Genomic DNA, 22,179 nt, shown 5'->3' with positions numbered 1-22,179 from the left:
GTTCAGACCGCCTGCTAATCCAGGCGCTTGCGCTCGTTCGAGGGTGGTACCCCCATGGCCTCGCGGTACTTGGCGACGGTTCGCCGCGCGACATTGATCCCCTGATCGGCGAGCTCTTGTGCGATTTTGCTGTCGCTCATCGGCTTTCTCGCGGACTCGCCGGCAATCAGCTTGCGGATCAGGGCACGAATCGCGGTCGACGAGCACTCCCCGCCGGACGCGGTGTTGACGTGCGAGGAAAAGAAATACTTGAATTCGAAGGTTCCCCGCGGCGTATGCATGTATTTCTGCGTCGTCACCCGGGATACGGTCGACTCGTGCAGCTCCAACGCCTCGGCGACATCACGCAGAACCATCGGCTTCATCGCCTCGTCCCCGTGCTCGAAGAACTCCTGCTGCATCTCGACGATCTTCGCGCCGACACGCAGCACCGTGTCGTTGCGGCTGGCCAGGCTCTTGATGAACCAGCGTGCCTCCTGCAAATGGCTCTTCATGGTGACGCCGTCCGCGCTTTGATCGGCACGCCGAATCAGGCGCGCATAGTCGGCGTTCACTCTGAGTTTAGGCATTGACTCGGGATTGAGCTCGACCGACCATCGCCCTTCGCGTTTGCGCACGAAGATATCGGGGACGACATACTGTGCCGGTGCGCCGGCGATCAGGCTTCCGGGTCGCGGATTGAGACGGCGGATCAAGGCCAGCGCACCGGCAACCGTCTCCTCGGACTCCTTCAGCTGGCGGACCAAGGCGGCGACGTCGCGCTTCGCCAAATACTCGAACCCGTCGCGGCAGATCGCCATCGCAGCGTTTCGCCAAGGCGTTTGGGCGGGCAGCTGGCTCAGTTGAATCAGCAGGCACTCGGGGAGATTGCGTGCACCCACGCCCGGGGGGTCGAAGGACTGAATGCGGTGAACGACTGCCTCGACCTCCTCTGCGCTGATCTCGGGATGGTCGACGGTGAGGAGCAGCTCCTCGACATCGATGCGCAGGTAGCCGTCCACGTCGATCGAATCGATGACCGCTTGGGCGATCATGTTGTCGCGCTCGCTCAGCCGACAGAGGTTGAGCTGCCAGGCAAGATGGTCGAGCAGGGTCTGAGGGCGGCTCTGTTGGGCAAAGGGATCGTAATCCGAGCCGTCGTCGGAGCCGTGCGAGGTGCTCGGCAGATGTGAGTCGAAGACGTCGGTCCAGAGCGTGTCGACCGGCAGCTCTTCGGGCATTTCGTTGGATTCGGCGTGGATCTCGCGATCGACGGTTTGCTCGACCACGGGGCGCGGCGTCTCGATGTCTTCGCTCTGGATCGTGCCCGACTGCGGCTCCTCCCCGACGTTGAATCGGTCCGCTTCGTCGCCTTCCTCCAACATCAGGTTGGTATCCAGCGCCTCCTGAATCTCCTTTTGGAGCTCCAACGTCGAGAGCTGCAACAGACGGATCGCCTGCTGCAACTGAGGCGTCATGGTCAGGTGTTGGCCGAGCCGAAGCTGGATGGATTGCTTCATGGATCGCGGATGCGCTTTTCGAGGTGTTCGATCAGGTGGCCGCCATGGCCAATACTGCTCGATTCTAGCCGTTTCAGTCCGGTGAAGGCGTCATCAGCCGAGGCAGGAGCCTCATCTTACACCCAACATCTCGGAAAGAGCAGCCAAGCGATTGGCCTGTCGGCGTGCGGGCGTGCTGGCGCCTACATGGAGAAATCCGCGCCCAGGTAGACATCGCGCACTTGTTGATCCGCCAAGAGCTGCGCCGGGGTGCCTGCCGCAATGACGCACCCGGAGCTGATGATGTAGCCGCGGTCGCAGATATCGAGGGTCTCGCGTACGTTGTGATCGGTGATCAGCACACCGATCCCGCGATCGCGCAGATGCGACACGATGGCCTTGATGTCGCCCACGGCAATGGGATCGACCCCGGCGAAAGGCTCATCGAGCAGCATCACCACGGGGTCGACCGCAAGCGCGCGCGCGATCTCCAGACGCCTTCGCTCCCCGCCCGAAAGGCTGAGCGCAAGCGATCCGCCGACATGGGCAATTCCCAGCTCCTCGAGCAGGCGCTCGCAGTGCTGGTTGCGCTCGGCACGGGACAGGTCGCCGCGCGCCTCCAGGACCGCAAGGATATTCTCGCGTGCGCTGAGCTTGCGAAAGACCGAGGGCTCCTGCGCGAGATAACTGAGTCCGGCGCGGGCACGGGCATGCATCGGCTTGAGGGTGATGTCCTGCCCGCTCAGCGCGATGCGCCCCTCATCGGCCGGAATCAGGCCGACGATGAGATAAAAGCAGGTGGTCTTACCCGCGCCGTTCGGTCCGAGCAGACCCACGACCTCGCCTGCATCCACACCGACGCTGACGTCGCGCAGGACCTGACGGCCGCGATAGCTCTTCTTCAGATGCTCCGCGCGCAACGTGTAAGACCGGCCGTCCGAAAGAAGGTCGTTCATCTAAACCGCGCTGGCTCGGAGACTTTTGGCGGCATCCGCAATGCTGTCCCGCATCGCCCCCGGTGATCGCTTTCCGGCACGGTGTGGTCTCATTCCTCCTCCGGCGTGATGGTGATCTTGACCCGTCCGCTGCCCCCCGCGCGAAAATGGGCGCGAGCGCGATCGTAGACGATGCGCTCGCTCGCGACGCGGTCGGCCCCCTGAATCAGCAAGGCATCATCGATGAGTGTGAGCTCGTCCTTGTCGGCGTCGTATTCCATCCGTTTGGCGAAGGCCAAGACCTCGCCTTCGTCGTTGTCGAGGAGCTGTTTGAAGCTCGCCGGGGCGCCGAGTGCGATGATGAAGCGCGGGCGGCGGTCGTCGCGATGATAAACGGTCACGTGATCGCCGAGGAGTCGCATACTCCCTTGGTCGACCTGGACGTTTCCGACATAGATGCTGGTGTTCTCCGCCTCCAGGACCTCGACATCGTCTGCTTCGATCAAGATGGGTTGGCTCGCATCCTCCTCGAGCGCCGCCGCCGGGGCGCACGCGATGGCCACGGCGAAGGCCAGGGTCGCGGTCGTGACGGTGACCCGGCGCCGCCGGTCGTTGAATCCTCTCTCGCTCATGGCTCCTCGATCTGCTCGGGTGCGATAAAGATGTATGCGCGTCCGTCGAACTGGGCACGCACGGGTTCGTCGTACCACAGGCGCATCCCGGTGGCGGTCAGGCGATCCGACGCGCTGGTGACTTGGACCGGCCGATCGGTTTCGGCGAAAGCCTTCTTGTGCCAGATACGCAACAGCTCGGTCTCCATGTGGGTGCCGGGTCGGGTCGCGTCACCGCTGCGCTCGAGCTCCACCGCCCCCTCGAGCCGGACCTCCTCGCCGCCGGGCAGAACCAGACCGCTATTCGCACGTGCGCGCCAGGGCTCGACGGCGACCTCGCCCTCGCGCTGATAGAGGGTCATGCGCGGGCGATCGAGCTCCGAGACGTCCTCCTCGACGTATTGGCGCAGCTCGTCGGCGACCAGGCTCCGGCTCGGGTTGCCCGTGTCGTCGGTCTCCACGGCGTTGAAGCGCACGACGACATAGTCCGGCAGCCGCGCACGCTCGACCTCGGGTGCCGGCGGCTCGGGTTCGGGGCGCAGCTGCCACCACCCCAAGAGCCCGGAAGCGACGAAGAAGGCGGCGAGCATCCACTGCCGAGCCGACCAGATGGGCAGGTCGCTGACCCGAGGACGTTCGCTCATGGCGTGCCGGCGATCATCCCCGCCCAGGTGCCCTGCGCCTCCATGATCAGCTCGCAGACCTCGCGCGCAGCCCCGCGACCACCGCGCGCTTGGGTGCAGAGATGGGCGTGACCGCGCACGAGATGGTGCGCGTCGGCGACCGCGATGGCGAGTCCGACCCGACGCATGATGGGCAGATCCACGAGGTCGTCCCCGACATAGGCGATGGCGTCGTCGTCAAGGGCGATTTCGCGCTTGAGCGCCTCGTAGGCCGGGAGCTTGTCGCGGCAGCCTTGGAAGAGGTGCTCCACACCGAGACTCTTCATGCGGATGCTGACCACCTGCGAAGTACGGCCCGTGATGATACCGATCCGCACACCGCTCTCCTGAAGCATCACCATGCCGTGTCCGTCACGCGAGTTGAATGCCTTGTACTCCTGGCCGTCGTCGCCGAGATAGAGGCTGCCGTCGGTCAGCACCCCGTCGACGTCGAAGATGACCAGGCGGATCCGGGCGGCGCGTTCGAGGATGTCTTGCATGGGGGCGGTCCTCTTGGGTGTCGAGTTGGGTGGCGGGAGGCTCCGGTTTCTAGCTTCCAGCTTCCTGCGATTAGCTATCAGCTTTCAGCTTCCGGGTGCCAACCTTTGGCTGGCGGCTGGCGGCTGGCAGCTTCCTCACATAACCCCGGCGCGCAGCAGATCGTGCATGTTCAGTGCGCCGACGGGTCGGCCGGTGTCGTCGATGACCAGCAGCGCGTTGATGGATCGCGACTCCATGAGGCGCAGCGCCTCGGCGGCGAGGGCGTCGGCCTTGATCGTGATGCAGTTGCGGGTCAGAACGGTGTCGATGGCGGTGCGATGGACATCGATCCCGCGGTCGAGCGCGCGTCGCAGGTCACCGTCGGTGAAGATTCCGGCAAGGCGGCCGTCGTCCTCGACCACGGCGCTCATGCCCAAGCCTTTGCGGGACATCTCTTCCAGGGTCGCGCGCAGGGTCGTGCCCAGGGGAACCGACGGCAATTGCTCGTCGCGATGCATGACCTCGCCGACATGCAGCAACAGCCGCCGTCCGAGACTGCCGGCCGGGTGGGAGCGGGCAAAGTCCTCGGCGGTAAAGCCGCGGCTCTCGAGCAGCGCGATGGCCAGTGCATCGCCCATCACCAGGGTTGCGGTGGTGCTCGAGGTCGGGGCAAGGCCGAGCGGACAGGCCTCGCTTGCGACGCTCACGTCGAGATGGACGTCGCCCTCTCGCGCCAAGGTCGACTTGGGCTTGCCGGTCATGCTGATCAGCGGCACGCCGAGCCGCTTGAGCAAGGGCAGAAGCGTCAGCAGCTCGGCCGTTTCGCCCGAGTTGGACAGGGCCAGGACCACGTCGCGGGGCGTGATCATGCCGAGGTCGCCATGGCTGGCCTCACCCGGATGCACGAAGAACGCGGGGCTGCCCGTGCTCGCAAGGGTCGCCGCGATCTTGCCGCCGATGTGGCCGGACTTACCCATTCCGAGGACGACGATTCGGCCCTCGCAGGCCAGCATGTAGCGGCACGCGGCCACGAAATCGTCGTCGATCCGCTCGGCCAAAGCGGTCACCGCGCCGGCCTCGGTCTCGACGACGGCGCGCCCGAGCGCCTTGATCTTGGACGATTCGCCAATCTCGAGCTGCGCCTGCGGGCTGCCGAGTCTGCGTGGATCTGTCATGCTGCTCCGAGGTCCTCCGTTGCGCCGTCTGCGCATCGGCGACGGCGCGATGCAAAATACACCAATGAGCGCCCCGGTGTCCCGCCACGACGCGGCTCGGCTCGCTTCATCCGGGCACGGCAGCGCGGCGCCGGGGCGCGGGACCAACCAATCGGAGTGACATCGAAATCATGAGTCGCATTCGTCCCGTCAGAACCGGCTGGGATCCGACGCCCGGCGACGCCGACTTCTATCCCGACGACCTCCCCGAAGACTGGCGGTTGACCTATTTCGCCAACGCGCTCGACGGCGTTGCACTCGACGCTGCTGCCTGGGGACCTGTCGATTCGGGGCGCATCGCGCAATGGTGCAGCGATGTGCCGGATTCCTTCGCATTCTATCTCCACCATGACCCCTCCGCCGAGGCGCTCGCAACGCCTGCCGGGGTTCAAGCGCTCATCGGGGAGCGTTTCGGCGGGTGGATCCTCTGTCCGGATCAAGTCGCCGCCGGCTGCCTTCACGAGCCCGCGTACCTGCTGCTCGACGCCCTATCGGTAGCGGATTCTCGCGCATCGGCCCTTGCCTGTGCGGTGCCCGCGGGGCTCGATCGGGATCTGCGCGCGGCGCGCCGCTGGTTGGAGGAGCTTGCCTCGGCGGCCCAAGGGCGCCCCGCGCTCGCGTTGATGGGCAGGGCGCGATTCGAGGACGTGCGCCGTTGGCAATCACTCGTGGAGTTGCTCGGCCTAGGTTGACGATCCGGCGGTTGCGGCTCCGGCGGAGGTTGACGCTCCGGCGCAAGCCCGCCAGAATGGCGTGTTTTCCAACCGCGCCGACAGCGATACGATCTATGGGAAGTCGACGCCCCCGAGCGGCGCGCCCCGCCGCAGTCTCCGCGATCGGCTCCTCCGAGCCCGCGGCTCAGCCCGATGCCGCAGGCCCCGGCTCTTCGCCGGAGAAGGGCTCGCGTCCCGGCGGCGATGTTCTGGTGAAGATTCGCGGACTGTCTTTCCGCCGCGGCTCGCAGGTCGTGCTCCACCGCGTCGATATGGATATCCGGCGCGGCGACGTCACCGCCGTCATGGGGCCGAGCGGCACGGGAAAGACGACCCTGCTCAAACTCATCACCGGGCAGCTACGCCCGGATGCCGGCACCATCGAGGTCGACGGCCAGTCCGTGCACACGCTCGGGAAAACGGCCTTGTTTCGGCTACGTCGGCGGATGGGGATGCTGTTTCAAAGCGGCGCCCTTCTGACCGACCTGAATGTCTTCGAGAACGTCGCTTATCCGCTGCGCGAGCATACGGACCTCGGTCCCTCGATGCTGCGCAAGCTGGTTCTGCTGAAGCTCGAGGCGGTCGGTCTGCGCGGTGCACGTGACCTGATGCCGAGCGAGCTCTCGGGCGGGATGGCACGTCGCGTGGCCCTGGCCCGCGCGATTGCGCTGGATCCCGACATGATCCTCTACGACGAGCCCTTCACGGGTCAGGATCCCATCTCCAAAGGCATGCTGGTGACCCTGATCCGACAGCTCAACGACGCCGCGGGCCTGACGAGCATTTTGGTGTCCCACGACGTGGACGAGACGGCCAGTATCGCCGATCACATCTACGTCATCTCTCACGGAGAGGTCATCGCGCAGGGGACGCCGCGGGAGATCGCCGCGGACCGCTCGGCCTGGGTGCGTCAGTTCATGGACGGCCTGCCGGACGGGCCAGTGCATTTCCACTACACGGCACCGCCCTTGGCGGATGATCTGCTGCAGCGGGGTGTCGCCTGATGCTTCTCGACGGCTTGGCGCGGCTGGGACGCAGCGGGCTCGGCACCTTGGAGCGACTCGGGCGGGCGCACCTGCTGCTCGCCGGTATGGTGCTGGGCGTCGGCGAGGTGCTGCGACGTCCGGGTCTGCTCGTCGCACAACTCTTCAATATCGGGGTGCTCTCGATGTTGATCATCGGGGTGTCCGGGTTGTTCGTCGGCATGGTGCTGGGTCTGCAGGGTTATTACGTGCTCGCCCAGTTCGGCGCGGCGGAAAGTCTCGGCGTCATGGTCGCGTCCTCGCTGGTGCGCGAGCTCGGCCCGGTGGTCACTGCCCTTTTGGTGGCGGGGCGCGCCGGCTCCGCCCTGACCGCCGAGATCGGTCTGATGAAAGCAACCGAGCAGCTCTCGGGTCTCGAGATGATGGCGGTCGATCCGGTGCGCCGCATCCTGACCCCGCGCTTTTTCGGCGGAGTGCTCGCCATGCCGCTCCTGGCGGCCATGTTCAGCGCGGTCGGTGTGCTCGGCGGCTATTTTGTCGGTGTCGGTCTGCTCGGCGTGGACTCGGGATCCTTTTGGAGTCAGATGCAGTCGAAGGTCGACTTCCAGGAAGACATCGTCAACGGCGTGATCAAGAGCGTCGTTTTCGGTGTCGTGGTGACCTGGATCGCACTCTTTCAAGGGCATGACTCGGTTCCGACGTCCGAAGGCGTGAGTCGCGCGACCACGCGCTCGGTGGTTCATGCCGCACTGGCGGTGCTGGGACTCGATTTCGTCTTGACGGCCTTGATGTTCGGGGAGTGATGGGTATGGCAAAACAACGCGGCATCGAGATCCTGGTCGGCCTCTTCATGGCGGTGGGCTTCGTCGCCATGTTCTTCCTGGCGATGCAGGTGAGCAATCTGAGCGCGGCGGTCAACGGCGAAGGCTATCGCTTGACCGCGCGTTTCTCCAACGTCGGCAGCCTCAAGGCGAGGTCGCCGGTGAGTATGGCGGGCGTGCGCGTCGGGCGTGTCGAGGACGTGAGCTTCGACAAAGACACCTACGAGGCGGTCGTCACCATGCGCATCGATACGGCCACGGACACGATCCCGGACGACACCTTCGCGAACATCTTCACCGCCGGGCTGCTCGGGGAACAGTACATCGCCCTCGAGCCGGGCGGAAGCATGGACTATCTGCGCGACGGCGACGAGATCGCCCATACCCAGTCGGCCCTGATCCTGGAGCAGATGATCGGACAATTCCTATTCAGTAAAGCCGGAGGTGACTAATGCCGTACCGACGTTCCTTCTTCGTACTTTTTGCCCTGCTCGGCGTGCTCTGGACGAGTGCGTCCTTCGCTTATGCGGACGACGCGACGGCCCTGGTCAAGCGGACCACCGAAAATATGCTGAAGACGCTCGAAGCACGCCGCTCGGAGGTCGACCGCGATCCCTCGCTGATCTTCGGGATGATCGAGAGCGGGGTCGCGCCCCATTTCGATTTCGAGCGCATCACGCAGGGTGCGGTCGGGCAATCCTGGCGCAATGCGACGCCCGCACAGCAACGTGCACTGGTCAACGGCTTCAAACAGGTACTGATCCGGACCTATGCGCGCTCGATCTTGAGCTATTCGGGCGAGGAGATCCGCTACCTGCCGGTCAAGCCCGGTCGCCAGCCGTCCACCGTCACGGTCGCCACTGAGATCCTCTCGCCCGGTTCCGCGCCGATCCCGGTGGACTATCGGATGCACAACAACTCCGGTGGCTGGAAGGTCTACGACGTAGTCATCAACAACGCCAGCCTGGTCGGGAACTACCGCACGAGCTTCTCCAACGAGATCCGCCAAGGCGGGATCGACGGCCTGATCGCAAAGCTCGGCGAGATGAACACGCGGACGGGCGAATGAAGGAGGCACGACTGACGCCCCTCGGCGAGGGGCGTTACGCCCTCGACGGCGTCTTGGACTTCTCCACGGTCAACCGTATCGCCGTCGGCGGAATCGCGTTGTTCAAACGGAATGCCTCGGTCGATATCGACCTCGCCGGCGTGGAGTCCGCGAACAGCGCAGGGCTCGCGCTCTTGCTGGAGTGGCTTGACGTTGCCCGTGCGCGCGGCGCCCGGGTGACCTATCGGAACCTGCCGAATTCGCTGATGCGAATCGCCGCCGTGTCGAACATCGCCACTCTCTTGCCGGTGGAATCCGCCGTCGGTCGCTGAGGTTCCGGCGCCACGGGGTGTCTTTGCCCGGATGTGGACGCGCCCTGCGCGGTTCCGCCGTCGACCCCATCCAAAAACATCGCATACCGCTCTGCGCGCGGTTTAAGGTCTTCATGGACAAACTTCTCATTACAGGCGGTGCCCCGTTACAGGGTCAGGTTCGCGCGTCGGGCGCGAAGAATGCCGCCTTGCCGATCCTCGCCGCCACACTCTTGGCGGATGCGCCCGTGACGCTCGGCAATATCCCGCGTCTGCGCGATATCAGAACCACATTGGAGCTGCTCGGACGCATGGGGGCCTCCTTGTCGCTCGAGGACGGGTGCCGGGTGAAGGTGCAACCCCGCGAGCTGACCAGCTTCGCCGCGCCCTACGAGCTCGTGAAGACGATGCGCGCCTCGATCTTGGTCCTCGGGCCGCTGCTCGCGCGCTACGGTCAGGCCGACGTCTCTCTGCCGGGCGGCTGCGCGATCGGTGCGCGGCCGGTCAACCTGCATATCGACGGGTTGCGCGCCATGGGCGCGGAGATCCATGTGGAGGGCGGCTATATCCGTGCGCGTGCCCAACGCCTGCACGGCGCGCGTCTGGTGATGGATCTGGTCTCGGTCACGGGCACCGAGAACCTGCTGATGGCCGCGAGCCTGGCGGACGGCGAGACCTTGATCGAGAATGCGGCACGCGAGCCGGAGGTGATCGATCTCGCCGAGTTTCTGATCGCACTGGGCGCGCGGATCGAGGGCGCCGGAACAGATCGGATCCATGTGCAGGGCGTGGAGCGTCTCGGCGGTGCCCGCTACGAGGTCATGCCCGACCGCATCGAGACCGGGACCTTCCTGGTCGGTGCGGCCATGACGGGCGGCTGTGTCACGGTCACCCACACCCGTCCGGATTGTCTGGATGCCGTGCTCCAGAAGCTGCGCGAGGCCGGGGCCGAGATCACGGTCGGCACCGATTCGATCCGGCTCGACATGCAGGGCAGGCGCCCCCGTGCGGTCGACATCCACACGGCCCCGCATCCCGCATTCCCGACCGACATGCAGGCCCAGTTCTGTGCCTTGAACAGCATCGCCGAGGGGGTCGGGACCATCACCGAGACCATCTTCGAGAACCGCTTCATGCATGTGCTGGAGATGCAGCGTATGGGTGCAGACATCCGTATCGAGGGCAATGTGGCCATCTGCCGGGGTGTGGAGCGCCTGACCGCCGCGCCTGTCATGGCGACCGATCTGCGCGCCTCGGCCGGTCTGGTGCTGGCGGGATTGGTCGCCTCCGGCGAGACACTGATCGACCGCATCTATCACCTCGACCGCGGTTATGACAACATCGAGGCAAAGCTCTCGAGCCTGGGCGCGGCGATTCGCCGGATCCCGGGTGCAGGCACAGGCGCCAACCGATAGGGACCTCTCGGGGTCAATCGGAACCAGCAGGACAGCAACAGCATGAGCCTCGACACGCCGCTTACCATCGCGCTCTCCAAGGGCCGAATCTTCGACGAAACCCTGCCGCTCTTGGCCCACGCAGGGATCGAGCCCCTCGACGACCCCGAGACCAGCCGCAAGCTGATCCTCGAGACCAACCTTGCACACGTGCGCTTCCTGATCATCCGCGCGAGCGACGTGCCGACCTATGTCCAATACGGCGCCGCGGATCTCGGCGTTTCGGGCAAGGATGTGCTGCTCGAGCACGGGGGCGAGGGGCTCTACGAGCCGCTCGACCTCGGCATCGCCCGCTGCCGGCTGATGGTGGCCGGTCTACCGGATGTGGCGGCACCGACGACACGGCGGCTGCGCATCGCGACCAAGTACGTCAAAAGCGCCGAGCGCTATTACGCCTCCAAGGGCGAGCAGGTCGAGATCATCAAGCTTTACGGCTCGATGGAGCTGGCTCCCCTGGTCCATCTGTCCGATCGCATCGTCGATCTGGTGGAGAGCGGCAACACCCTGAAGGCCAACGGTCTGGTTCCGCTCGAGCACATCGCCGACATCAGCTCGCGCCTCGTGGTCAACAAGGCCTCTTGGAAGATGAAACATGCCGCTGTGACGGCATTGCTGGGCGCGCTGCGCGAGGCTGTCGCCGGCCGCTCGACACCGACCCAATCGGCACCGACCCAATCCGCCCAAATCCAATCGGACCGGTCGAATGGACCGAGGAGCTGAGCATCCATGAGCACCATGAGACGTCTCTCGACGACCGACCCTGACTTCGATGCCGGCTTGGACGGCCTGTTGGCTTGGGATTCGGTCTCGGACGACCGGGTCCAGCAAACGGTCGCCGACATCATCCGCGACCTGCGCACGCGCGGCGATGCCGCGTTGCTCGACTACACGACGCGCTTCGACCGCTGGACACCCGCCTGCGCCGCCGATCTCGAGATCCCGCGGGCGCGACTGGAGACGGCTTGGGGGCGCATCCCGACGGCGCAACGCGAGGCACTCGAAACGGCCACCGCGCGTATCCGCGCCTATGCCGAGCATCAGAGGCTCGAGAGCTGGAGCTACACGGAGGCCGACGGGACCCTGCTGGGGCAGCAGGTCACGCCGCTGGATCGCGTCGGGCTCTATGTGCCGGGCGGCAAGGCAGCCTATCCCTCCTCGGTCCTCATGAACGCCATCCCGGCCAAGGTCGCCGGTGTCGGCGAGCTCGTCATGGTGGTGCCCACACCCGACGGGGAGCTCAACGAGCTGGTCCTGGCCGCGGCCCATATCGCCGGAACGGATCGCGCCTTCGCCGTCGGCGGGGCGCAAGCGGTCGCCGCGCTCGCCTTCGGGACCGAGACCATCCCGGGTGTCGACAAGATCGTCGGGCCCGGCAATATCTATGTGGCGACGGCCAAACGCGCCGTCTTCGGGCAGGTCGGCATCGACATGGTCGCCGGTCCCTCCGAGATCCTGGTCGTCTGCGACGGCAAGACCGATCCGGACTGGATCGCCATGGACCTCTTCTCGCAGGCCGAGCACGACGAGGACGCCCAGTCCATCCTGCTGAGCTGGGATGGCGCGTTCCTGGATCGAGTCGCCGCGAGCATCCAACGGCTGCTCCCGAGCATGGAGCGCGAGACGATCATCGCGACCGCCTTACGCGGGCGCGGGGCCATGATCCAGGCGCGCGACCTGGACGACGCCATCGCCGTCGCCAACCGGATCGCGCCCGAGCATCTGGAGCTGTCGGTCGAGGATCCGCAGGCCATCGTGGGCCGCATCCGCCACGCCGGCGCCATCTTCATGGGGCGCTACACCGCCGAGGCGGTCGGCGACTATTGCGCCGGGCCCAACCATGTCCTGCCGACCTCGCGCACGGCGCGCTTCTCCTCGCCCCTGGGCGTCTATGACTTTCAGAAGCGATCCAGCCTCATCATGGCCTCGGCCGCCGGTGCGGCGCAATTGGCCGAGACGGCTTCGGTCCTGGCCCGAGGGGAGGGGCTCACCGCCCATGCGCGCTCGGCCGAATTTCGCGGCGACGCGCAGTCGCCGGCCGAGCCGAGCGTATCCTAAGATCTTCACGAGACACCCATGCACGACCTGATCAGCCAGCTCATTCGTCCCGACATCCGTGCACTGACGGCCTACCATGTCCCCGACCCGGCGGGACTGGTGAAGCTCGACGCCATGGAGAACCCCTACAGCTGGCCCGACGCACTCAAGGCCGAGTGGCTCGAGGTCCTGCGCGAGGTCGCCCTGAACCGCTATCCGGACCCGCAGGGTGCGGCTGTCCAGGCGGCCGTGCGCGAGGCGATGGCCATTCCCGAGGACATGGGATTGCTCTTGGGCAACGGCTCCGACGAGCTGATCCAGATGCTCGCCATGGCCGTCGCGCAGCCCGGACGCAAGGTCCTGTCGCTCGATCCCGGCTTCGTCATGTACCGCATGATCGCCCGCTTCGCCGGCATGGACTATGTCGGCGTGCCCCTGCGCTCGGAGGACTTCTCGATCGATCTGCCGGTCATGCTCGACGCCATCGAGCGCGAGCAGCCGGCCTTGGTCTATCTGGCGTATCCGAACAACCCGACCGGCAATCGCTTCGATTCCGACGACATGGTGCGCATCATCGAGGCGGCGCCCGGACTGGTCATCGTCGACGAGGCCTATGCGCCCTTCACCGATTGCAGTTTCCTGGGTCTGCTCGGCGACTGGCAGAACCTCCTGGTCATGCGCACGGTCTCGAAGATGGGGCTGGCGGGGATCCGCCTGGGCTATCTGGTCGGTCCGCACGCCTGGCTCGAGCAGATCGACAAGGTGCGCCTGCCCTACAACATCAATGTCTTGACCCAGGCGTCCGCGGCCTTTGCACTGAAGCACAAGCCGCTCCTCGACGAGCAGGCACGGATGATTCGAGCCGAGCGCCAGCGTCTCCACACCGCGCTCTCGACCCTGAACGGCGTCCACGCCTATCCGAGCGAGGCCAACTTCATCCTGATGCGTGTCGGCGAGGATCGCGCCGACACCATTTTCGAGGGGCTGAAGGATCAGGGTATCTTGATCAAGAACCTCAACGGCGCGCACCCCATGCTGGATGAGTGTCTGCGGGTCACGGTCGGTCGGGCCGAGGAGAACGCCGCCTTTCTGAGCGCGCTGACGCGACTTTTGTAGCCTGACGGATCAGGCGGCGCAGCATCCCGAACGGGACACGATCAATGACGCTGAAGACCCAACCGCAGTATGGATTCGAGGACTACCTCGCTGCCGAGCGCGCGGGTCGCGACGTCAAGCATGAGTACGTGAACGGCGAGGTGTTCGCCATGACGGGCGCCTCGTTCAATCACAATCTGATCGTGCTCAATCTGGGAAGCGAGCTGCGCGCCCGACTGAAGGGCTCACCCTGTTACGTGCTGCCGAGCGACATGCGGGTTCGTATCGAGGCGGCGAACGCCGGGAAGTATCCGGATCTGACGGCGCTCTGCGACGCGCCTCGTTTCCACGACGATCGACAGGATGTACTGCTGAATCCGGCGCTGATCGTCGAGGTTTTGTCCGCATCGACCGAAGCCTACGATCGCGGCGGCAAGTTCGCGGCCTACCGCCGACTGCCGAGCCTCGAAGAATACGCCCTGGTCAGCCAGGATCAGCCGCTCGTCGAGGTCTTCAGCCGCCAGTCCGACGGCCGTTGGGTGCTGAGCGAGAGCGAGGGTCTCGATGCGGAGGCGGTGTTTGCCTCTCTCGGGTGCCGGGTCGCACTGCGGGAGATCTACAATAAGGTCGTTTTCGAGCATGGGGGGCGTGAAGGAGACTGACTGCGGCGGTCCAGCCCGGATCACAGCCTCACAAGGCTCGAACGCATCGAGGAGATCGGACGACGTTAGATCGCCCCTCTTCGCCTACGGGGCTATGTCGTTGATTCGAATCGGATCGCCCGCGCGCAGCCCCAACTCCGCGGCACGCCCCGCACGCAGCTCAAGCACCTGATCGACCGCTCGTCTGAAGGGGCCGTAGCTCGGACAGGACGCCTCGAGACAGGGCGGCACCTGCTCGGCCAATGCCACGACCCGACCTTCGTACATGAAGATCAGGTCGAGCGCGACCGGGACGTTCTTCATCCACATCCGGATCGGGCGCGAGGGATCGGCGGGGAAGAGCATCCCGCGATCGTCCGGAAGGGCAGGCCTGAACATGAGGCCGAGTGCGCGCTCCTGCGGCGTGCGTGCGACCTCCAAGAGAATGGTTTCCGAGCCCAGCTCGGCCTTGGCCGAGACCGGCAGGTATTGGGGCTCGCTCGCCGGCGCATCGCCCATCGCGATATTCATGGACAACCAGAGTGCCGCAGTGGCGGCCGGGACGATGAGAATCAGGCTTCTCACTCGGTCGATCATGGGGGGTCCAGGTTGCGTGATGTCGGGAATCACCTATCGTTCATTCAGCCAATGTATCAAGGTCGCTCATTCGGTTCCATTATCGCGGGGTTGCTGCTCATGCTTGCCATCCTCAATCCATCCCTCGCGGACGAGGGTCTGATCGATGATTTCTCACGCCCGGACGGACTCTCGGCGATGGGTACGCCTTGGCGCGCCGTGACCGATCAGGTGATGGGCGGGCGCTCGGAGGGGGCCATCGTGCGCCGAGTGGTCGACGGGCGGCAGGCGCTGTGTCTCGCCGGGGAGGTCAGTCTGGCGAACAACGGCGGTTTCGTACAGGCGATGTTGGACCTGACACCGCCGGGCGGTCCCGAGACCGGGTTGGATGCGAGCGCCTTCGACGGGGTTCGGCTCCTGGTGCACGGCAACCGCGAGGTCTACAACCTCCATCTCAAATCAACGGCAACCCTTCTGCCTTGGCAATCCTATCGCGCCACCTTCGTCGCCGGACCCGAGTGGCGCGAGGTCTATCTGCCCTTCGAATCCTTCGAGCCGCATCGGCTGGTCCAGAGGCTCGATACCCGTCGACTGACCAAGCTCGGGGTCCTCGGCATCGGTCGCGTGTTTCACGCCGACGTCTGTATCGCCGAGGTCGGCTTCTATCGCGCGACGGATGGATCCCGACGACCTGCCTCGGGGAGTCCGTCTCGGTGAGCCGGCTCGGAACCCCAGGCGTCTCCGGGCAAAGGCCGCGGCAGCGGGGTGATCTTCATGCTCGGTGCCTCGTGCCGCGCGATGAGGACGAGGACCAGAAGCGCGGGCATCACGAACGACAAGAGGCGCAACGGCGAGCCCTCGGGGGCGCCGAGCATCAGGATCCCCGGGCCGATGGCCAGCAGGCTTGCGATCGTGAGGAATCCGAGCGTGCGTCTCGCCAGAGCGAACCAACGCTGACGTAGCCAGGTCCGGTGAAAGTCGGCGGGGGGCGAGCCGAGTGTCCCAACGAGATGCTCCAAGGTCCGCGCGAGCTTGGCCTCGACATCCGGCGTGCGTGCCGGCTCGGCAGCCGGGATGCGCAGGTGGGCGCGCCACCCCGCTTCAAACGGACGTAGGGACCGCCACGCCCAGCCCAAGACCGCCAGTAGATCCTCCGGTGGACGCAGCGTTCGCTGCGGGGTCGGAAGGAGCCGGATCTCGGCAGGCATCCCATGCCCGACCTGTGCGTCGAGCTCGATCCCGAGCCCGTCGAAGTCCGTCGAGGCGCGTAGGAGGACGAGACGCGCCTTCCCGTTCGAGCCGCCATCGGCGTCCGGATCAGTCTCGACCCGATAGCTGCAAGCCACGCAAACGCCGCCGAGCGTCGGGAACTGACCCCTCGGATCAACCGCCTCGACCCGCTCGATCAGGACCTTCGGATCCGGCCCGTCGCTGCGCAGGGTCGCGACGCGCCCGGCCGCGTCGGTCAGCGTCCGGATCAAACGGAAGTGTTGTCGACCCGGATTTTCGAGGACGAGCGTCTCGGTCAGCCCGCCCGGATTATCCGACGTAGCCGAATACTCGGTCGGCTTGAAACGGATGCGGCGCGCCAGTCGGTCGCTCCCGGCGAGATCGACATGCCGACCCCGACGCGTGAAGGGCTCCGCAAGGGCCAGGATCTCATGATGCGTGAGCGGGATTCTCGGCTGTCGGCGCGCATCTTCGGTGCCTCCGACCCTAGGGGGCTTGTCCCGCTTGATCGGCGGCGGCCAGAGCGGACGCATCGGCTTCGGTGCGTACATGCTAAACCGCGTCCTGAGTGCACCTTGAGGCCGAGTCTGGAATTGCCATCGGGCGGGAACCGGAAGATCCGAGTCGGACGCGGTTTAGAAACAAAGAAAAAAATGACTTAAACCGCGTCAACTGCGTTGCTCGTTGGCGCGCGCAAGGCCGGCGGACTGACTCGGAGCGATGCATGTTGCACCAAGACGCGGTTTAACCCTTCATGGACGAGAAGAACTCGTCGTTGGTCTTGGTCGCCTTGAGCTTGTCGTGCAGGAATTCCATCGCGGCGAGCTCGTCCATCGGGTGCAGGATCTTGCGCAGGATCCACATCTTCTGGAGCTCCGCCGGGTTCATCAGCAGCTCTTCGCGGCGCGTACCGGAGCGGTTGATATTGATGGCCGGGAAGATGCGGCGCTCGGCGATGCGCCGATCCATGTGGATCTCCATGTTGCCGGTGCCCTTGAACTCCTCGTAGATGACGTCGTCCATGCGCGAGCCGGTGTCCACCAGGGCGGTCGCGAGGATGGTCAGGCTGCCGCCTTCCTCGACGTTGCGCGCGGCACCGAAGAAGCGCTTGGGGCGTTGCAGTGCATTGGCGTCGACACCGCCGGTCAGGACCTTGCCGGAGGAGGGTACGACGGTGTTGTAGGCGCGGGCGAGTCGGGTGATGGAGTCGAGCAGGATGACCACGTCGCGCTTGTGCTCGACGAGGCGCTTGGCCTTTTCGATCACCATCTCGGCGACCTGGACGTGACGCGTCGCGGGCTCGTCGAAGGTCGATGAGATGACCTCGCCGCGCACCGAGCGGGCCATCTCGGTGACCTCTTCCGGGCGCTCGTCGATCAGCAGCACGATCAGGTAGCAATCCGGGTGATTGTGGCCGATCGATTGGGCGATGTTCTGCAACATCATGGTCTTGCCGGCTTTCGGCGGCGAGACGATGAGTCCGCGCTGGCCCTTGCCGATGGGGGCCACGAGATCGATGGTGCGCGCCGTGATGTCCTCGGTGCTGCCGTTGCCGATCTCGAGGGTGAGCCGCTTGTTGGCGAACAACGGCGTGAAGTTCTCGAAGAGGATCTTCGACTTGGCGTTCTCGGGCCGGTCGAAGTTGATGTCGTTGACCTTGAGCAGCGCAAAATAGCGCTCGCCGTCCTTGGGTGGCCGAATCTTCCCGGAGATGGTGTCGCCGGTGCGCAGCGCGAAGCGGCGGATCTGGCTGGGGGAGACATAGATGTCGTCCGGCCCGGCGAGATAGGAGGCATCCGCGGATCGCAGGAATCCGAAGCCGTCGGTCAGGATCTCGAGCACCCCGTCGCCGTAGATGTCCTCGCCGCGCTTGGCCTGCGCCTTGAGGATGGCGAAGATCAGGTCCTGTTTGCGCGACCGCCCGACGCCTTCGATCTCCATGGACTGAGCCAGTGCGACCAGCTCGGGTACGGGCGCTTTCTTCAATTCGGTTAGGTTCATCACATTTTTTGTCGTCGGCGGAGGTGGGGGGGTGTTCGGCAACGCCCCGGGGCAGGGCCCGTGTTGCGGGGGAACGCGGTTGGGGGTGGTCGCTTTACGGGGACGGGGCGCCTTGGCGGCGGCCCCTCGGGAGTGTCGGTCGGTAGGCATGGTTGCCGGTGTCGGTTCCGGTCCGCGGGGCGGCCGGCCGGATTGAACCGGGTGCCGTTGCCGGAGGCCGTTACAGATTGCTGTCGATGAAGGCCGTCAGTTGGGACTTCGACACCGCTCCGACCTTGGTTGCTTCGACCTCGCCCTGACGGAACAGCATCAGGGTCGGGATGCCGCGGATACCGTAGCGCGGCGGGGTGTTGGGGTTCTCGTCGATGTTGAGCTTCGCGACCTTGATGCGGCCCGCGTACTCCCCGGCGATCTCGTCGAGCACGGGTGCGATCATCTTGCAGGGGCCGCACCAATCGGCCCAGTAGTCCACGAGCACGGGTTCGAGGGATTTCAAAACCTCGTCTTCGAATGAATCATCGGTCACATGGACGATGCTATCGCTCACTGAAGTGATCTCCCATAGGGTGTTTGCGGCAAGGGCGGTTGTTTCGGTTCACGTTCGGCGGATGACGGCGGAGCGGGGTCGCTGGGGCGCGGCGCGAACGGGTCGTGGAGCAGGCGGGCGAATTGGCGTTGGAATGTGCCCTTGAGTAAGATGCTATTTGATCCAAAGCGAAGAGATTTTGCAAGCCTTGCCCATTCCGCGAGGCGCGTAGCTCCAGGGACTCCCCACGTCATGACCGACAAACACCTCACTCAGACCCGCTTCGACAGCTTCGCGCTCGATCAACGGATCCTCGACGGGCTTGCCGATGCGGGCTTCGCGCGCTGTACCCCGATCCAGGAACAGACCCTGCCGCTCGCCTTGTCGGGCCGAGACGTCGCAGGTCAGGCCCAGACCGGAACGGGCAAGACCGCGGCCTTCCTGATCGTCCTGATGCAGCGCCTGCTGACCAATCCCGCGCCCGCTCAGGCGCAGATCGCACGTCCGCGCGCGCTGATCCTCGCCCCGACCCGCGAGCTCGCCGTGCAGATCCATCGCGATACCGAGCTCCTCGCCACGCACACGGGCCTGCGTATCGCGGTGGTCTACGGCGGTGCCGGCTATCAGGAGCAACGCGACCGGGTCGCCGGAGGCATCGACATCCTCATCGGCACACCCGGGCGCCTGATCGACTACTTCAAGCAAAAGGTGTTCGATCTGCAGGCAATCGAGGCGGTCGTCCTCGACGAGGCGGACCGAATGTTCGACCTCGGCTTCATCAAAGATATCCGCTTCCTGCTCCGACGGATGCCGCCGCCCGAGAACCGACAGGGGCTCCTCTTCTCGGCGACACTCTCCTACCGCGTCACCGAGCTCGCCTACGAGCACATGAATCACCCGCAGCTGGTGAAGATCGAGACCGAGACCATCACGGCCGATCGCGTGCGCCAATGCTGCTATATGACCTCCAACGAGGAGAAGATCGCCTTGCTGCTCGGCCTGGTCCGCGGCTGGGAGGATGCGCGCATCATGGTCTTCGTCAACACCAAGCGGGAGGCCGATCGCGTCTGGGGTTTCCTTCAGGGCAACGGCATCAACACCGCGGTCCTCTCCGGGGACGTGCCCCAGAAGAAGCGCTTGAAGCTCCTGAAGGACTTCACCGACGGCAAGCTCCCCGTGTTGGTCGGCACGGATGTGGCCGCGCGCGGGCTGCACATCCCGGACGTGACCCATGTCGTGAATTACGATCTGCCCGAGGATCCGGAGGACTATGTCCACCGCATCGGGCGGACCGCGCGTGCCGGTGCCGCAGGCGATGCAATCGGCTTCGTCTGCGAGACCTATGCCTTCTGTCTGCCGGACATCGAGGCCTTCATCGGTGCGAAGATCCCGGTCGAGCCCGTCGATCCGGCGCTGCTCGCCGAGGTGAATCCGCGCAGCCGGATGCGCCCGGACCGAGAGGATCGGTGCGAGGCGCGGCCTGCACGCGGGCCCCGCGGGGGCGGTACAGAGCGCGGCGAGCGCCGCCCGCGCACAGGCGGGGAGCGTCGGTCGCCGTCCCGGCCGGCAGCACGGTCGGAGGCACCGGCCCCGGCGCCGTCCGCGGAGACTCCGGCCGCCCCCCCTGTCGCGGCGCCTCGGAGACAACCCGAAATCGCTGCGCTCACGGACCCCTCGGCGGCGAGCCGCTCGGCAACCGATCGCCCGGAGGCGGGTGAGCCGCGCACGGAGACCTCGACGGGTGAGCCGAAGAAGCGACGGCGGCGGCGTCGGTCCAAAAAACCGAGCGCCGACGGCACGAATCCGCAGACGCCTGCTCCCGCGCCCGAGCCGGTCGATTGAGCGGCGGAGCCGCACTTTTTGCTTATTCTTGAACCGCTCCGTTGCGGCCCCTGCGGCCTGTGCGCGGGTCAATCCGCATGCAGACCCGCGAGCAGATCGCCGAAGTGAGCGATCGCCGGGAAGTCGGCGACCGCTCGCCGAGGCCCTTTCGAATCGGGCTCGACAACGGCCATCAACCAGCGAAACCCGTAGTCGCGCGCCGCCCGCAAGACGCTTGTGCTGTCGTCGATAAAAAGGGTGCGCTCGATGTCGAAAGGCTCGATCGCCTGAACCAGCGACCAGAACCCCGGGGACTCCTTGGCGACCTTCAGCTCATGCGAGCAGATGACCCGGTCGAGGTGTCCGCCGAGTCGGGTCCGCGCGAGCTTCAATGCGAGCGCCTTTTGATGGGCATTGGTCACCAGGACGCGCCGCTTGCCGCGCCGCTCGAGGGCCTCGAGAAAGTCGAGCACATGCGGATGGACCGCGATCAGATGCTCGACCTCCTTCTTGAGCAGAGCGATATCCAGACCGAGCTCGCGGCTCCAGTGGTCGACGCAATACCACTCGAGCGTGCCCTCGACGTCGCGATAGCGGGCGAGCAGCTGGTCCTTGGCCACCTCGGGCGCGAGCCCGCGGGCTTCGGCGTAGCGCTTGGGGACATGCTCGAGCCAAAAATGATTGTCGAAGTGCAGGTCGAGCAGGGTGCCGTCCATATCCAGGAAGACGCTGTCGATACGTTGCCAATCGATCATGCCGGGCCCCTTGTCGAATCCTGTTATCAGCGTCGCTTCGCAGCGACTTGACCCATCGGAGTGTCGTTCATGTTTCGCAAACCGAAGATACTGGATCGGCGGATCGTCGCCCAGAGCCGCTTGTTTCGGGTGGAAGAGGTCGATCTGGAGTTTGCGAACGGCGCGCGCCGCACCTTCGAGCGCGTGCCCGGCGGCACGGATTCGGTCATGATCGTCCCCATGCTCGACCCCGAGACGGTGCTCCTGATCCGCGAATACGGCGCCGGCAGCGACCGCTACGAGCTCGGCCTGCCCAAGGGCGTCGTGGAAGCCGGCGAAGATCCGTTGGCTGCGGCGGATCGGGAGATCCAGGAGGAGATCGGCTACGGCGCGCGCGACTTGCAGATGATCAAACGCGTCTCGCTGGTCCCCGGTTACATCGAGCATCATAGTCTCATCGTGCTGGCACGCGACCTCTATCCCAAGTCACTCCCCGGCGACGAGCCGGAGCCGATCGAGGTGGTGCCCTGGAGACTCGATGCGATCGACGAGCTGATTGCACGCGAGGATTTCAACGAGGCCCGGTCGGTGGCGGCCCTCTTCATCGCCTTGCGTATCTTGGATCGCAAGCCCTGACCGGGACGGATCCGAGCCCGGTGATCCGGGCGCGCCCCGGACGGCGTTGACGATTAAACCGCGCCCCATGCGGTCTGCGATATTTTTGATGGGATCGGCCCCGGCAGTTTTGACGACCGCTGGAGGCGGCGCGGTTTAAGATATTAAAAAATAAATTTCTTTAAACCGCGTCCCC

Annotated in this window: 25 protein-coding genes; 14 read left to right on the top strand and 11 right to left on the bottom strand. The window is 65.4% G+C overall.

The annotated features are described in order from the left end of the window. Nucleotides 1-14: 14 nt before the first annotated feature. From THIMADRAFT_RS06915 to THIMADRAFT_RS06890, 6 genes are all read right to left on the bottom strand, one after another. Entirely contained in the window at nt 15-1,499 is a 1,485-nt protein-coding gene (locus tag THIMADRAFT_RS06915; protein ID WP_007192272.1) for an RNA polymerase factor sigma-54, read from the bottom strand. 182 nt (nt 1,500-1,681) lie between these two features. After that, entirely contained in the window at nt 1,682-2,434 is a 753-nt protein-coding gene (gene lptB, locus THIMADRAFT_RS06910) for an LPS export ABC transporter ATP-binding protein (RefSeq protein WP_007192271.1), read from the bottom strand. Between the two features lie 89 nt (nt 2,435-2,523). Then, nucleotides 2,524-3,045, bottom strand: coding sequence for a lipopolysaccharide transport periplasmic protein LptA (gene lptA, locus THIMADRAFT_RS06905; protein WP_007192270.1), 522 nt, complete (start codon nt 3,043-3,045; stop codon nt 2,524-2,526). Beyond that, complete coding sequence (gene lptC / locus THIMADRAFT_RS06900; RefSeq protein WP_007192269.1) at nt 3,042-3,668, bottom strand: LPS export ABC transporter periplasmic protein LptC; 627 nt, start codon at nt 3,666-3,668, stop codon at nt 3,042-3,044. The genes lptA and lptC overlap by 4 nt, the downstream gene beginning before the upstream one ends. Beyond that, on the bottom strand, nt 3,665-4,186 hold the full coding sequence (gene kdsC, locus THIMADRAFT_RS06895) for a 3-deoxy-manno-octulosonate-8-phosphatase KdsC (RefSeq protein WP_007192268.1): 522 nt from the start codon (nt 4,184-4,186) through the stop codon (nt 3,665-3,667). The genes lptC and kdsC overlap by 4 nt, the downstream gene beginning before the upstream one ends. A 135-nt stretch (nt 4,187-4,321) precedes the next feature. Next, a complete protein-coding gene (locus tag THIMADRAFT_RS06890) occupies nt 4,322-5,341 on the bottom strand; it encodes a KpsF/GutQ family sugar-phosphate isomerase (protein ID WP_007192267.1) in 1,020 nt (339 codons plus the stop codon). A gap of 170 nt (nt 5,342-5,511) precedes the next feature. On the opposite strand from THIMADRAFT_RS06890, the gene THIMADRAFT_RS06885 reads away from it, so the two are divergent. The 11 genes from THIMADRAFT_RS06885 to THIMADRAFT_RS06835 all read left to right on the top strand — a co-directional run bounded on the left by THIMADRAFT_RS06885 (nt 5,512) and on the right by THIMADRAFT_RS06835 (nt 14,501). After that, the gene (locus THIMADRAFT_RS06885) at nt 5,512-6,072 is read left to right on the top strand and encodes a hypothetical protein (protein WP_007192266.1); all 561 of its coding nucleotides are present in this window, start codon (nt 5,512-5,514) and stop codon (nt 6,070-6,072) included. 95 nt (nt 6,073-6,167) lie between these two features. Further along, complete coding sequence (locus THIMADRAFT_RS06880) at nt 6,168-7,097, top strand: ABC transporter ATP-binding protein (protein WP_007192265.1); 930 nt, start codon at nt 6,168-6,170, stop codon at nt 7,095-7,097. Beyond that, nucleotides 7,097-7,879 carry a lipid asymmetry maintenance ABC transporter permease subunit MlaE gene (gene mlaE / locus THIMADRAFT_RS06875; RefSeq protein WP_007192264.1) on the top strand — a complete coding sequence of 261 codons (783 nt, stop codon included), beginning with the start codon at nt 7,097-7,099 and terminating at the stop codon, nt 7,877-7,879. The genes THIMADRAFT_RS06880 and mlaE overlap by 1 nt, the downstream gene beginning before the upstream one ends. Nucleotides 7,880-7,884: 5 nt before the next feature. Continuing rightward, the gene (mlaD, locus tag THIMADRAFT_RS06870; RefSeq protein WP_007192263.1) at nt 7,885-8,349 is read left to right on the top strand and encodes an outer membrane lipid asymmetry maintenance protein MlaD; all 465 of its coding nucleotides are present in this window, start codon (nt 7,885-7,887) and stop codon (nt 8,347-8,349) included. Beyond that, complete coding sequence (locus THIMADRAFT_RS06865; RefSeq protein WP_007192262.1) at nt 8,349-8,966, top strand: MlaC/ttg2D family ABC transporter substrate-binding protein; 618 nt, start codon at nt 8,349-8,351, stop codon at nt 8,964-8,966. Before mlaD ends, THIMADRAFT_RS06865 begins: the two co-directional genes overlap by 1 nt. After that, the gene (locus THIMADRAFT_RS06860) at nt 8,963-9,277 is read left to right on the top strand and encodes an STAS domain-containing protein (RefSeq protein ID WP_007192261.1); all 315 of its coding nucleotides are present in this window, start codon (nt 8,963-8,965) and stop codon (nt 9,275-9,277) included. Before THIMADRAFT_RS06865 ends, THIMADRAFT_RS06860 begins: the two co-directional genes overlap by 4 nt. 113 nt (nt 9,278-9,390) lie before the next feature. Then, nucleotides 9,391-10,671, top strand: coding sequence for a UDP-N-acetylglucosamine 1-carboxyvinyltransferase (gene murA, locus THIMADRAFT_RS06855; RefSeq protein WP_007192260.1), 1,281 nt, complete (start codon nt 9,391-9,393; stop codon nt 10,669-10,671). A 42-nt stretch (nt 10,672-10,713) separates the two neighbouring features. Then, nucleotides 10,714-11,430, top strand: a complete 717-nt coding sequence (hisG, locus tag THIMADRAFT_RS06850; protein ID WP_007192259.1) for an ATP phosphoribosyltransferase — start codon at nt 10,714-10,716, stop codon at nt 11,428-11,430. A 6-nt stretch (nt 11,431-11,436) separates the two neighbouring features. Then, nucleotides 11,437-12,765: a histidinol dehydrogenase gene (gene hisD, locus THIMADRAFT_RS06845; protein WP_007192258.1), complete on the top strand. Its 1,329-nt coding sequence runs from the start codon at nt 11,437-11,439 to the stop codon at nt 12,763-12,765. A gap of 18 nt (nt 12,766-12,783) precedes the next feature. Further along, nucleotides 12,784-13,860, top strand: a complete 1,077-nt coding sequence (hisC, locus tag THIMADRAFT_RS06840) for a histidinol-phosphate transaminase (RefSeq protein ID WP_007192257.1) — start codon at nt 12,784-12,786, stop codon at nt 13,858-13,860. A gap of 44 nt (nt 13,861-13,904) precedes the next feature. Beyond that, nucleotides 13,905-14,501: a Uma2 family endonuclease gene (locus tag THIMADRAFT_RS06835; RefSeq protein WP_007192256.1), complete on the top strand. Its 597-nt coding sequence runs from the start codon at nt 13,905-13,907 to the stop codon at nt 14,499-14,501. Nucleotides 14,502-14,585: 84 nt separating this feature from the next. Here the strand turns inward: THIMADRAFT_RS06835 and THIMADRAFT_RS06830 are convergent, their stop codons facing one another. Continuing rightward, nucleotides 14,586-15,077, bottom strand: a complete 492-nt coding sequence (locus THIMADRAFT_RS06830; protein ID WP_007192255.1) for a DUF192 domain-containing protein — start codon at nt 15,075-15,077, stop codon at nt 14,586-14,588. A 99-nt stretch (nt 15,078-15,176) separates the two neighbouring features. On the opposite strand from THIMADRAFT_RS06830, the gene THIMADRAFT_RS06825 reads away from it, so the two are divergent. Then, entirely contained in the window at nt 15,177-15,773 is a 597-nt protein-coding gene (locus tag THIMADRAFT_RS06825; RefSeq protein ID WP_050799512.1) for a CIA30 family protein, read from the top strand. On the opposite strand, the gene THIMADRAFT_RS06820 is transcribed toward THIMADRAFT_RS06825, so the two are convergent. The 3 genes from THIMADRAFT_RS06820 to trxA form a co-directional block, all read right to left on the bottom strand. Then, a complete protein-coding gene (locus tag THIMADRAFT_RS06820; protein ID WP_007192253.1) occupies nt 15,719-16,837 on the bottom strand; it encodes a hypothetical protein in 1,119 nt (372 codons plus the stop codon). The genes THIMADRAFT_RS06825 and THIMADRAFT_RS06820 overlap by 55 nt on opposite strands. Before the next feature lie 193 nt (nt 16,838-17,030). After that, on the bottom strand, nt 17,031-18,287 hold the full coding sequence (gene rho / locus THIMADRAFT_RS06815; protein ID WP_007192252.1) for a transcription termination factor Rho: 1,257 nt from the start codon (nt 18,285-18,287) through the stop codon (nt 17,031-17,033). A 220-nt stretch (nt 18,288-18,507) separates the two neighbouring features. Further along, nucleotides 18,508-18,834, bottom strand: a complete 327-nt coding sequence (gene trxA, locus THIMADRAFT_RS06810) for a thioredoxin TrxA (RefSeq protein ID WP_007192251.1) — start codon at nt 18,832-18,834, stop codon at nt 18,508-18,510. A 231-nt stretch (nt 18,835-19,065) separates the two neighbouring features. Between trxA and THIMADRAFT_RS06805 the strand changes: the two genes are divergently transcribed. Beyond that, the gene (locus THIMADRAFT_RS06805; protein WP_007192250.1) at nt 19,066-20,655 is read left to right on the top strand and encodes a DEAD/DEAH box helicase; all 1,590 of its coding nucleotides are present in this window, start codon (nt 19,066-19,068) and stop codon (nt 20,653-20,655) included. A 68-nt stretch (nt 20,656-20,723) separates the two neighbouring features. Here the strand turns inward: THIMADRAFT_RS06805 and yrfG are convergent, their stop codons facing one another. After that, a complete protein-coding gene (yrfG, locus tag THIMADRAFT_RS06800; RefSeq protein WP_007192249.1) occupies nt 20,724-21,389 on the bottom strand; it encodes a GMP/IMP nucleotidase in 666 nt (221 codons plus the stop codon). A gap of 69 nt (nt 21,390-21,458) precedes the next feature. Between yrfG and nudE the strand changes: the two genes are divergently transcribed. Continuing rightward, nucleotides 21,459-22,004 carry an ADP compounds hydrolase NudE gene (nudE, locus tag THIMADRAFT_RS06795; RefSeq protein WP_007192248.1) on the top strand — a complete coding sequence of 182 codons (546 nt, stop codon included), beginning with the start codon at nt 21,459-21,461 and terminating at the stop codon, nt 22,002-22,004. The last annotated feature ends 175 nt before the right edge of the window (nt 22,005-22,179 follow it).

It is taken from the genome of Thiocapsa marina 5811 (assembly GCF_000223985.1).
Lineage (GTDB): Bacteria > Pseudomonadota > Gammaproteobacteria > Chromatiales > Chromatiaceae > Thiocapsa > Thiocapsa marina.
This window is presented reverse-complemented; position numbering and strand designations above follow the sequence as displayed.

Excerpts from the sequence above, each read along its gene's own strand:
- lptC (WP_007192269.1), bottom strand. The coding sequence starts at position 3,668 with ATGAGCGAACGTCCTCGGGTCAGCGACCTGCCCATCTGGTCGGCTCGG.
- hisC (WP_007192257.1), top strand. The coding sequence starts at position 12,784 with ATGCACGACCTGATCAGCCAGCTCATTCGTCCCGACATCCGTGCACTG.
- THIMADRAFT_RS06805 (WP_007192250.1), top strand. The coding sequence starts at position 19,066 with ATGACCGACAAACACCTCACTCAGACCCGCTTCGACAGCTTCGCGCTC.
- yrfG (WP_007192249.1), bottom strand. The coding sequence starts at position 21,389 with ATGATCGATTGGCAACGTATCGACAGCGTCTTCCTGGATATGGACGGC.
- THIMADRAFT_RS06890 (WP_007192267.1), bottom strand. The coding sequence starts at position 5,341 with ATGACAGATCCACGCAGACTCGGCAGCCCGCAGGCGCAGCTCGAGATT.
- hisG (WP_007192259.1), top strand. The coding sequence starts at position 10,714 with ATGAGCCTCGACACGCCGCTTACCATCGCGCTCTCCAAGGGCCGAATC.
- THIMADRAFT_RS06865 (WP_007192262.1), top strand. The coding sequence starts at position 8,349 with ATGCCGTACCGACGTTCCTTCTTCGTACTTTTTGCCCTGCTCGGCGTG.
- THIMADRAFT_RS06820 (WP_007192253.1), bottom strand. The coding sequence starts at position 16,837 with ATGTACGCACCGAAGCCGATGCGTCCGCTCTGGCCGCCGCCGATCAAG.
- lptB (WP_007192271.1), bottom strand. The coding sequence starts at position 2,434 with ATGAACGACCTTCTTTCGGACGGCCGGTCTTACACGTTGCGCGCGGAG.
- lptA (WP_007192270.1), bottom strand. The coding sequence starts at position 3,045 with ATGAGCGAGAGAGGATTCAACGACCGGCGGCGCCGGGTCACCGTCACG.
- THIMADRAFT_RS06880 (WP_007192265.1), top strand. The coding sequence starts at position 6,168 with ATGGGAAGTCGACGCCCCCGAGCGGCGCGCCCCGCCGCAGTCTCCGCG.
- nudE (WP_007192248.1), top strand. The coding sequence starts at position 21,459 with ATGTTTCGCAAACCGAAGATACTGGATCGGCGGATCGTCGCCCAGAGC.
- kdsC (WP_007192268.1), bottom strand. The coding sequence starts at position 4,186 with ATGCAAGACATCCTCGAACGCGCCGCCCGGATCCGCCTGGTCATCTTC.
- hisD (WP_007192258.1), top strand. The coding sequence starts at position 11,437 with ATGAGCACCATGAGACGTCTCTCGACGACCGACCCTGACTTCGATGCC.
- murA (WP_007192260.1), top strand. The coding sequence starts at position 9,391 with ATGGACAAACTTCTCATTACAGGCGGTGCCCCGTTACAGGGTCAGGTT.
- THIMADRAFT_RS06830 (WP_007192255.1), bottom strand. The coding sequence starts at position 15,077 with ATGATCGACCGAGTGAGAAGCCTGATTCTCATCGTCCCGGCCGCCACT.
- THIMADRAFT_RS06860 (WP_007192261.1), top strand. The coding sequence starts at position 8,963 with ATGAAGGAGGCACGACTGACGCCCCTCGGCGAGGGGCGTTACGCCCTC.
- mlaE (WP_007192264.1), top strand. The coding sequence starts at position 7,097 with ATGCTTCTCGACGGCTTGGCGCGGCTGGGACGCAGCGGGCTCGGCACC.
- THIMADRAFT_RS06835 (WP_007192256.1), top strand. The coding sequence starts at position 13,905 with ATGACGCTGAAGACCCAACCGCAGTATGGATTCGAGGACTACCTCGCT.
- THIMADRAFT_RS06825 (WP_050799512.1), top strand. The coding sequence starts at position 15,177 with ATGCTTGCCATCCTCAATCCATCCCTCGCGGACGAGGGTCTGATCGAT.
- mlaD (WP_007192263.1), top strand. The coding sequence starts at position 7,885 with ATGGCAAAACAACGCGGCATCGAGATCCTGGTCGGCCTCTTCATGGCG.
- rho (WP_007192252.1), bottom strand. The coding sequence starts at position 18,287 with ATGAACCTAACCGAATTGAAGAAAGCGCCCGTACCCGAGCTGGTCGCA.
- THIMADRAFT_RS06915 (WP_007192272.1), bottom strand. The coding sequence starts at position 1,499 with ATGAAGCAATCCATCCAGCTTCGGCTCGGCCAACACCTGACCATGACG.
- THIMADRAFT_RS06885 (WP_007192266.1), top strand. The coding sequence starts at position 5,512 with ATGAGTCGCATTCGTCCCGTCAGAACCGGCTGGGATCCGACGCCCGGC.